Genomic DNA, 10090 nt, shown 5'->3' on the forward strand with positions numbered 1-10090 from the left:
AAATGGGGCGAAAGTCTGTGGACTCTGTGTAAGACAGTACATGGTTTTTTAACTGTGGTATGCGACGGTGGTGGAAGCAGAAACTTAAATCGTGAGGTTTAGGAATCGCCGCACTTTTAGGGCGGCGAGGATGTCAACTGGGGAACGTTTACGATTGGCCACAATCATTCTCAATGAACTTGTCGGACAACAACAACAACCATCGCTAGATCAGAGTGATACCTGGACTGAGGAGGATGAGATCGATCTTGTCAATTTTTCCCTAAACTATGCGGCCAAAACTTTCTCTGATGTGGAGGGGGGTTAATTGGTGACGTTTTCCACTGGAGATGTGGTGACAGTTGATTTTCCCGGTGTGACAGGAATTAAGCGCCGTCCGGCTGTGGTTTTGTCATCAGAGACTTACCACTCTCTTCGACCTGATGTAATAGTTGGACTGATCACAACTCAGTCAAAAGTGCTAGGAATTACTGATTATGCGCTTCAGGATTGGGTCTGGGCAGGGTTACGGGTCGCTTCGATATTTCGTTGTTTTATCGTAACTTTGCCACCATCTGCAAATTTAGCTGTGATTGGACATTGATCAGAGCGTGACTGGCAAGGAATCAAGGCTTGTGTTAGAATTTCCCTCACAAGTTTGGAGGAAACAAAACCCTAGTCGATTACCTAATCTTCTTTTTTTATAGGAGGAGAGAAGATTTTGAAAAAATTAGTCAATGTTACTCACTAATTGGGATAATAAGTTATGAATGGATTAGGAACAAATTCTCAAGCTGGTTGGTTAAATATAGAGCAGGAATTAGTCTTACTTTTAACGGCAACAATTAATGTTAAAGGTATGCCGAATGCCTATCCAAATGTTCCTGAACAAAGACAGGAAGATTACTACAATTCCCTGAAGTATTATATTAATTTTCATCCTCGTATCAAAAAAATACTATTTGTGGAAAATTCTGGTTGGCCTCTTGAGCGACTGCAAGAAACGACTCAAGAAAATCCCCATAACAAACAAATTGAGTTTATTTCACTAGATGCCAATGATTTTCCTCGTGATTTTGGCAAAGGTTACGGCGAAACCTTATTAATAGAGGAGGGAATTTTAAAATCAGCACTAATAAAAGAGTCTTCTTATATTGCCAAGATAACTGGGAGAATTTATCTGCTTAATATGACCGATATTTTAGAGGCGATTAAACATCAATTTGAATGTTTGTGTGATTTTAAGTGGCCAATTTTGCAACAATTACGGAACAAACAAAATAATCCTTCTTATGCAGATACTCGTTTCCTTGTCTTTAGCAAATACTTCTATGAAAGATACCTGCAGCCGATGCACAAAAATCATCAGCAGGGTTGTTTTTATAGTGAACATCGATATTATCAAGCTATTAATTTAGCATCACAATCGGCTAATGTTTGTAAAAGGTTTCCGGTTGAACCGAAATTTTCTGGTATTGCGGGACATTTTGAAGGAAAAGACTATAATAGTCGTTCCGAACAGTTGAAATACGCAATTCGTGTCTTGACTCGTCAAACTATGCCTTGGCTATATCTGTAAAGGGTCGTGCTTAGTGGTGTATCAAAGTCAGTGGAGCCTCAACCACGGAAAAGGTAGCGTTTGACCCCGTTGTGAAGCAGTGAAATTTTTGTGGCAATAAGGCAGTAAAAGCTGTAAAATAAGCGCACAGGATGCTGGATTTTCAGAATTTTATCTTTTCGCTTCCCGTACCCTGTGAACTAGGAAAGCCTTACTTTGCAAAGGTTTTACACCAATTGTGGATGCAAAATTCCCTTGCGCATTTCACTACATGGAAAAAACTACCAAAAGCTGATAACTGATAACTGATAACTGATTATGTCTCGTCGTCAACTGTTGAGTTTTTTAATTGCAGTAATTCTGGCATTTTTTGCCTTTATTCCCGATGCTAACGCCTTAGGAGGCCCCCAACCCCCTTTAAATCAACCGGCACCCGATTTTACCCTACCGACTAACACGGGAGAAGGAAATATTTCCCTATCGGACTATCGGGGTAAGTGGGTAGTTTTGTATTTTTATCCCAAGGATTTTACCCCTGGCTGTACCCTAGAAGCGCGGCGTTTTCAGCAGGATTTGCCGAAATATATGGCTAAAAATACGCAGATTTTAGGGGTAAGTGCCGATGATGTCGATTCTCATGCGGAATTTTGTGACTCGGAGGGTTTAAAATTTCCTTTGCTGGCAGATACTACCGGAGATGTTAGTAAAGCTTATGGTTCTTGGATGGGTTATGTTTCCCTGCGTCATACCTATCTTATCGATCCCGATGGGATTTTAAAAGAGATTTATTTAGGGGTAAATCCTGCCATTCACAGTGCCGAAGTTTTAGCACGTTTAGAGGAATTACAGGCGATTTCATAAAAAAAATCCCGACCACGATTTTTTCATCGGTGGGGGATACACAGTAATAACCTTAACCGAGATAATCAGTACTAATTGCAATTATCGTCCTTATCACCCTTACAGTCACGGTTTTGTAAACTTAGCGGCCAAGAGGAATGGTCAAAATGGTTATCTTGACTATTAACCGCTAAAGTGTGAGGAATTGAACCTAACAGCAAGGAGGCCACAACAAACAAGGTTAACGAGATTTTCATGGTTTTACTCCCTTAGACACCATCAGGTAATTGACCTATTTTTACCATAGAGCGTTTTCTCTCGGATGTCAGTCCCATTGCCAAGAGGGAAAAAGGGGTTAACATGGAAAAAAAGGGAATATAAGTAGAATAAAGTAGAACGGGATGAAACCACAGGGATGGGACGAGTTTCTCAAACATCTAGCTAGAGAATACGGTGTTCAAGGCAAATTAAAGGAAATTTTTTTGGTTCGTTTTGCCTACGAAAATTGGCGCAAACCGGATGAGGAAATTTGGGAAATGGCCGAGGCTGCCAGCCATGAAACCTATAAAAAACAGATGACTAAAATCTATAGCTATTTCTCGGCAGATAAAGATAATGGCTGTCCCGAACTCGAATTAGGTAGTAAAGGGCCGGGTAAGTTCCAAATCCTCCGAGAATGGTTCAAAGATATCAAATATCCTGAATGGAAAAATCACCCCACCCCGATACTAGCAGAAAAATCAGTTATAGATACTTATATTAGCCGCCCTCCCGTCGAAAGCGACTGTTATCAAGAAATTAATCGTCCAGGGTCACTTATTCGCATTAAATCCCCCGAAAAGACTGGTAAAACTTCTCTCCTGAAACATCTGCTCGCTCAGGCAGATAGTTGGGGACATAGCACAGTTTATATTAATTGTCAAGTGGCAGAAAAGGCGATGTTTGCCAGTTTAGACCGATTTTGTCGTTGGTTTTCGGCAAATGTCAGCCGAGAATTGGGTTTAAAGCCTCAATTAGATGAATATTGGGACGAGGAACTATTTGGCAGTTTAATCAGTTGTCAAACCTATTTTCAGTCCTATCTTTTGGAACAGATTAACGGGCCTGTTTTTTTGGCCCTAGATAATTTAGACAGAATTTTCGAGTATCCCGACATCGCTAGGGATTTTCTGCCGCTTTTGCGCTGTTGGCACGAAGAAGCTAATAATTTAGAAATCTGGCAGAATTTGCGGTTAGCGATTGCTAATTCCACGGAAATCTATATTCAATTGGACGCTAATCAATCTCCCTTTAATGTCGGCCGTGCGATTAAATTACCCGGTTTTAGCCTCGAACAACTGGAAAACTTGGCTAGTAGCTACGGATTGCCTAAAAATGAAGATAATCAGCGTTTTATCCAGGATTTAATCGCTCTAGTTGCTGGTCATCCCTATCTTAGCCGTTTGGCCCTGGAAGCGCGGGTGCGCGGGGAAAAAAATATTCTCCCTAATGCTGCTACCCAAGGGGGAATTTATGCGGCACACCTGCGTCATCACTGGGATAGTCTGCAAAAACAGCCGGAATTATTGACAGGGATGGGGGAAGTGGTTAATTCTTCCGATAAGGGAGCGCGATTAGAACCGATTACTGCCTATAAACTGGAAAGTATGGGTTTAATTCAGTTAAAAGGCGATCTAGCCCAGCCTAGCTGTCAATTATATCAGCTTTACTTCCGAGAGGAACAAACCGGCAGCGATCTCTAGTAGATAATTATACTAAATCCGTTGAGTACAGGCCAGTTATGAGGAGAGGCACTCATGCAAAGGGGAATAAATAATCAGTTTTTAATAACCGGATTTAGTATCACATTTGCAGAAATATCGACAATCAGCAATTATTAGTGACTCTTAAATTATTACAAATATATCAGCAGCTGCGTGTAAGCATCCCACCGAAAAGCTCATGCGCTCCGGGGTTCGGGTAGGGTTGATTCATGAATCAACCCTACGATGAATCAACCCTACGATGAATCAACCCTACGATGAATCAACCCTACGATGAATCAACCCTAGGGGTTTGGGGGGTAGAACTCCCCAAGAGTCGGGATTGAGTAATAAAATCGGAAGTAACGATCAATTTTGGCAGATAGTTTGCCTTTAAAAATCCCAACTTAGTAGATTTACAAAAATGAGATGCACCCGCTCAAAGATTGTTCAACTTGCTAAAGATTGGAGTTCGGAAGTGCCATAAACTCTAACGATTTTATCTTGGCAGGCCGTGGCGATATAATTACCGTCGGGACTAAAACAAACGGAATAGATTTTTTGGGGATGGGGAATAGAAATAATGGCTTTTCCTGCTTTTAAATCCCATAATTTTAATCTTTTATCATCACTACCACTGGCTAATAGTTGATTATTAGGACTAACACTAACTGAATTGATATGATCACTATGTTCGCTGAGAGTTTTTACCTCTGTACCTCTTTTAATATCCCAGATTTTAATAGTTTTGTCTTTGCTGCCACTGGCTAAAAATTTGTTATTACTGCCGAAATCTACCGATAAAATACCTCCAAACCAATCGGAATGACCTTTTAAGGTAATACTGCTTTTTTCTGCCAGATTCCAGATAATTACCGTTTTGTCATTTTCGCCGCCACCACTGGCTAAAAATTGACCATTTTGACTAAATTTAACTGTTAGGACTTTATCGCTATGACCTTGTAAAGTAGAAAGAATTTCTCCAGTTTTTACTGACCATATTTTCACCGTTTTATCTTCACTACCACTAGCAATAATTTCCCCATCGGGATGAACAGCTACTGCTGTAACTTTATCTTGGTGTCCCGTTAAGGTAGAGATTAATTCTTTAGTTTCCAGTGACCAAATTCTTACAGTTTGATCATCTCCTCCACTAACCAAAAATCCTTGACAGGGACTAAAAGCAACAGAGTTGATTCCCTTATCCCACCAACCGGCTTTTTCATGTCCTTGTAAACTAAATTTTTGATTCTTTTGCCAATCCCAAACAATAACAGTTAACTCGTTATCTCCACTAGCTAAAAATTGACCATCTTGGGAAAAAATTAGACATTTAACCTCACCTTCATGGCCTTCTAAAGATTTAAAAGATACTAAGGGATTAAACATAGTAAAGACATTAGTTAATCAAGATTTTTCGGCATTACCCGATGTTAGTGGTTCTGTAGGGGACTACTTCATCCCTGAGATAACTTTTTCCGCTCACCACAAGTACGGAGAAGCTATTGTTCCCTGATTATAACTAATTACAGTGTTTCTCGTCAAGGAGATGCAGCTAATCTAAGGATAGCCTATTAAAATAGGTCTTAGCTTATAAGTACCCGTTGACAATCATAGTAATAGGGTAGGTGAGGGGACAATAATCGAAAAAATTGCCCGATAAATTAAGTATTCCCTGTAACCTAGCCCAAAAAAGCTGCTATTTAGGGACGTTATAGGGTAAGATTAACTATTAGGGTGGAGTTTATTGCCGATTTTAATCTTGTCCTAAGCGAGCAAAATTGACAATTGAATCTGTAATTTTAAAAATATCTATCCCGTCAATCTTATCTAACCGCAAATGCTTAAAATTTTAGTTGATGGTACACCGATAAGACAGAATCCTAGTGGAATTGGATTATATGCTTATCACCTGATTGCCGAATTAGCTAAATTACAAAACCAAGAAAACTTTTCCCTGTCCCTCTGTTTTCAACCATCGGTAAAAAACTGGCTGCGGGGTAATCTTTCTATTCCTGAAAAACTACAATCCTATCCAGAGGTTAAATGTTTACCAATTCCCGTCAGTCTTAGCAATATCTTAACCCGATTTCCTAATCCTCTAATTCCCTATCTAGAAAACTTTCTTGATTCTCCCGATATTCTCCACGGATTGGATCATGTGGTGTATCCTTGTCGTCAGAGTCGCAAAGTTATGACTATTCATGATGTTACTTTTATTAAATATCCTGAGTTTGTCACGGGGATTGTCAAAACCTACACCCAACGGATTAAACAATCTCTACAATGGACAAATTTAGTTATTGCTAACTCCGCAAGTACCAAACGAGATATTATCGAATATTTAGATGTGAACCCAGAGAAAATTTTTGTTACTCCCCTCGCAAGTCGTTATTCTTCTCTCCCCAATCCTCCCTCATCCCGAACTATCACTAAACCCTATTTACTCTTTGTTAGTACCCTAGAACCACGAAAAAATATTATTAATCTCATCACCGCTTTTAACTATCTCAAGGACAGGTATAAATTAGACCATAATCTGATTCTGATTGGCAAAAAAGGATGGAAGTATCAACCAATTTTCGATAAAATATCTCAGTCTCCCTTCCGAGATAGTATCCAACATCTTGATTATCTTGCTGATGACTTAGTTGCGGATTATTATCAAAAAGCTGATGTTTTTGTCTATCCTTCCTTTTATGAAGGTTTTGGATTACCAGTTTTAGAAGCGATGACTTTAGGTTGTCCTGTGGTAACTGCTAATACTGCATCCTTACCCGAAGTCACCGGAGACTCGGCAATATTAATTAATCCCGATAATCCCCTAGAAATTGCCGCAGCAATCTATCAGGTGATTAGTGATACCTCTCTCCGTCAAGAATTAATCACTAAAGGAAAAAAACAAGCAGTAAAATTCTCTTGGCAAAAAACCGCACAAGCTACCATAAAAGCTTATCGTTCTCTTTTATAATAAGTAAGTAGTTATAATTAAATTGAAGATGGATCCCCCCTTAATCCCCCCTTGATAAGGGGGGTGCTGATACCCCCTTAATCCCCCCTTGATAAGGGGGGTGCAGATACCCCCTTAATCCCCCCTTGATAAGGGTGGTGCAGATACCCCCTTAATCCCCCCTTGATAAGGGGGGTGTCTGACAACTTTTAACACCTACCTACTTAACTAGCTAATATCTATGAATAGGAATCATCAATTATTAATCAATCTCGCTTTTCTCGGTACTAAATATACTGGATTGACTACCTATACTAAAAATACAATTCCCCAATTAGCTAACTTAAATCCTACCCTAATCACTTCTAATAGTTACCCAGATTTTAACACCTATCCTGTGTCGGCAAACCTCACCCAAGAGCAGGGAACCAAAGGCAATATTAGGCGCTTAATTTGGACAGAAACCCAACTCTATCAAACCTATCAACAATTGAAGTCTTCCCTGCTATTTACCCCCATTCCCGAAGCACCTATTTATGAAAATTGTCGCTATATTGTCACAGTTCATGATTTAATTCCCCTGCGATTTCCAAAATTTTCTCCCCTAACTTTTTATAATAAATACTATTTACCCCAAGTCCTGAAAAAAGCCACACATATTATCGCTGTTTCCCAAGCAACTGCCGCCGATATTAATAAGTTTTTTAACATACCTATTGACAAAATAACCGTGATTCTTTCTGGATATGATTCTGATAATTTTCGTCCTCTAAATCTGGCGACTCGTCCCTATTTTCTCTATCTTGGTCGTTATGATCCTCATAAAAATCTCGGTCGTTTAATTACTGCTTTTTCCCAAATCGATCCCGAATATCAATTATTAATTGTCGGTCAATTTGACCCCCGTTTTACCCCGGCTCTACAGCAACAGGTAGAAGCATTATCAATCTCTCAACGAGTGCAATTTTTAAACTATGTTTCCTATGAAGAATTGCCGCAACTTTTAAACCAAGCAACTGCTTTAGTTTATCCCTCCCTTTGGGAAGGTTTCGGATTACCTGTACTAGAAGCGATCGCCTGTGGAACTCCTGTGATTACTTCTAATCTTTCCTCTCTCCCAGAAGTCACAGGAGAGGCGGCAATTTTAATTAATCCCTATAGTATCGATGAGATGAGAGAGGCAATGCAGCAAATCGCTACTGATGAACAATTACGCGTAAAATTAAAATTCTTGAGTCGCCAACGCGCCGAGCTTTTTAGTTGGGAAAAAACTGGTCAAGAAACCGCCACAATTCTGCAAAGTTTTCTCTAAAAATGGTGACAAAAAAACTTATCAATCATTGTCAGATGAGTTATACTAAATCCGTTGAGTAACGCACAGAAAACGGGTTTCTCGGAGAAACCCGTTTTCTACTCATGCAAAAGGCAACAGGGGGAATAAATAATCAGTTTTTAATAACCAGATTTAGCATCAACTCATAGTAGATGGATTCATGAATCCATCTACCTGGGGGGGAGATTCAGTGTTACTTCCTATATATTATTGTGCCATTCTTCGGGAATTTGAGCAACTTTTTCCTTACCATTAGGCTGATGAATAGGTTTTCCTAAAGGACGAATTTTGAGATTTCCTTGCCAATAATCGGTGATTCTTTCCCTAGCAATTTTCACATATTCTGCTTCTTTTTCACTCCCCATCACTCGACGATTGTGCATAATACTAGCAATCAGAGAAGTTCCGACTCCAGCAAAGGGATCAAAAACCCAATCCCCCTCATTTGTCAAGGCTAAAACACATCTTTCTACTAATTCGATTGGATATTGACAAGGATGAATAGTTTTCTCTGGATGATTAGATTTAACGTTAGGAATATCCCAAAGTAACTCATCCCATTCTTGTGCTAAAAACTCCCAAACATCGCTGGGATTTTTCCCTAAAGGATTACCAGAGGGTTTACCGATATTTTTACCTTTAAAATGACGCTTACCGGGATATTTAGCGGGGATTCTCACTGGATCAAGATTAAAGGTGTATTTATCGGTTTTTGTCAACCATAAAATAGTTTCATATCTGCCAGAAAATCTTTTAGAGGTATGTAATCCATGACCAAAATGCCAGACAATTCTATTTCTTAAAAAGAAACCCATTTGTTTAAATAGCTGATAATAAAAAATATCTAAAGGATAAACTTCTCCCTCTTGAACGAAATTTCCCACCTGCCAGCAAATACTGCCATTATCTTGCAAGATTCTAGAGAATTCTCGCATAATTTTGGTTTGGGTTTCCAGATAAGTATCCAAAGAGATTTTTTTTTCGTAGTCTTTTCCTAAATTGTAGGGAGGAGAAGTAATAATCAAGCTCACAGAATTATCTGGTATAGTCTTGATAAAATTATTGCTATCTCCTTGATAAAGAATTATTTCGGCATCAGGTTGATAAAAGTCTCGCACTGATTTGGATTGAGAAAATAAGGGCAACTGATTCATAGACAATTTAGCAGAGAAGAGCCACTTTAAATTAGGGTTTGCGGCAAAAAGTTTTTCCTAGGGGTAGGGTGTGGGGTGTGGGGTTTTACCCATTTTACATCCAATATTCAAGAGAGCCAGTTTTTTCAAACAATTAATGTCATCTGTAGCAGGCAAAGATAAGTAGCTGGTTATAATTAAATTAGAAATGGATTTTAGGTTCGATCCCCCCTGCCCCCCTTGATAAGGGGGGTGCCGATAGGCGGGGGGATCTGAAAGTTTTTAAGGTTCTTCGTTACTTGGTATGGTTCGATAGGGGGGCATAAATCGACTAAATCCTTATCTGACAAGAGACTTAATTGATTAGTTCGCTCTAGAGCAAAAACAATTGACAAAAATCGCTAAATGCCTTTCTATATAGGGTTTGCTGAAAAAGTAAAAAACAAAAACTCTCAAAAATCAGCCCGAATTTAAGATAAGTTTTTCTGTTGAGAAATCAGCTTTTTTATCATCTTTTCTAATCAAAGAGGGATGAATAAAGCTAAATTTAGATGT

11 protein-coding genes are annotated in these 10090 nt (G+C 39.1%); 7 read left to right on the forward strand and 4 right to left on the reverse strand.

Annotation, left to right across the window (positions count from 1 at the left end; genetic code table 11):
- The first annotated feature begins 130 nt into the window (after positions 1-130).
- The 4 genes from IM509_RS20385 to IM509_RS20400 all read left to right on the forward strand — a co-directional run bounded on the left by IM509_RS20385 (position 131) and on the right by IM509_RS20400 (position 2398).
- The gene (locus tag IM509_RS20385; protein ID WP_167341558.1) at positions 131-307 is read left to right on the forward strand and encodes a hypothetical protein; all 177 of its coding nucleotides are present in this window, start codon (positions 131-133) and stop codon (positions 305-307) included.
- Between the two features lie 27 nt (positions 308-334).
- The gene (locus IM509_RS20390; RefSeq protein ID WP_223210312.1) at positions 335-583 is read left to right on the forward strand and encodes a type II toxin-antitoxin system PemK/MazF family toxin; all 249 of its coding nucleotides are present in this window, start codon (positions 335-337) and stop codon (positions 581-583) included.
- 162 nt (positions 584-745) lie between these two features.
- Complete coding sequence (locus IM509_RS20395) at positions 746-1558, forward strand: hypothetical protein (RefSeq protein ID WP_052277488.1); 813 nt, start codon at positions 746-748, stop codon at positions 1556-1558.
- Positions 1559-1855: 297 nt separating this feature from the next.
- Complete coding sequence (locus tag IM509_RS20400) at positions 1856-2398, forward strand: peroxiredoxin (protein WP_002786420.1); 543 nt, start codon at positions 1856-1858, stop codon at positions 2396-2398.
- Positions 2399-2469: 71 nt separating this feature from the next.
- On the opposite strand, the gene IM509_RS20405 is transcribed toward IM509_RS20400, so the two are convergent.
- Positions 2470-2634 (reverse strand): hypothetical protein, encoded by a 165-nt coding sequence (locus IM509_RS20405; protein ID WP_002786421.1) that lies wholly within the window; start codon positions 2632-2634, stop codon positions 2470-2472.
- 144 nt (positions 2635-2778) lie between these two features.
- Between IM509_RS20405 and IM509_RS20410 the strand changes: the two genes are divergently transcribed.
- The gene (locus IM509_RS20410) at positions 2779-4119 is read left to right on the forward strand and encodes an AAA-like domain-containing protein (RefSeq protein ID WP_052277489.1); all 1341 of its coding nucleotides are present in this window, start codon (positions 2779-2781) and stop codon (positions 4117-4119) included.
- A gap of 450 nt (positions 4120-4569) precedes the next feature.
- Here IM509_RS20410 and IM509_RS20415 read toward each other — a convergent pair whose 3' ends face one another.
- On the reverse strand, positions 4570-5508 hold the full coding sequence (locus tag IM509_RS20415) for a WD40 repeat domain-containing protein (RefSeq protein WP_185237475.1): 939 nt from the start codon (positions 5506-5508) through the stop codon (positions 4570-4572).
- Between the two features lie 451 nt (positions 5509-5959).
- Here IM509_RS20415 and IM509_RS20420 point away from each other — a divergent pair, with 451 nt between their 5' ends.
- Positions 5960-7090 carry a glycosyltransferase family 4 protein gene (locus IM509_RS20420; RefSeq protein ID WP_185237474.1) on the forward strand — a complete coding sequence of 377 codons (1131 nt, stop codon included), beginning with the start codon at positions 5960-5962 and terminating at the stop codon, positions 7088-7090.
- 220 nt (positions 7091-7310) lie between these two features.
- Positions 7311-8381, forward strand: coding sequence for a glycosyltransferase family 4 protein (locus IM509_RS20425; RefSeq protein ID WP_185237473.1), 1071 nt, complete (start codon positions 7311-7313; stop codon positions 8379-8381).
- A 221-nt stretch (positions 8382-8602) separates the two neighbouring features.
- On the opposite strand, the gene IM509_RS20430 is transcribed toward IM509_RS20425, so the two are convergent.
- Positions 8603-9556 (reverse strand): DNA-methyltransferase, encoded by a 954-nt coding sequence (locus IM509_RS20430; RefSeq protein WP_052277493.1) that lies wholly within the window; start codon positions 9554-9556, stop codon positions 8603-8605.
- A gap of 194 nt (positions 9557-9750) precedes the next feature.
- Positions 9751-9930 (reverse strand): hypothetical protein, encoded by a 180-nt coding sequence (locus IM509_RS20435; RefSeq protein WP_287717336.1) that lies wholly within the window; start codon positions 9928-9930, stop codon positions 9751-9753.
- Between the last annotated feature and the right edge of the window lie 160 nt (positions 9931-10090).

Origin of the sequence: Microcystis sp. M31BS1 (genome assembly GCF_020245285.1) — a bacterium.
Classification (GTDB): Bacteria; Cyanobacteriota; Cyanobacteriia; order Cyanobacteriales; family Microcystaceae; genus Microcystis; species Microcystis panniformis.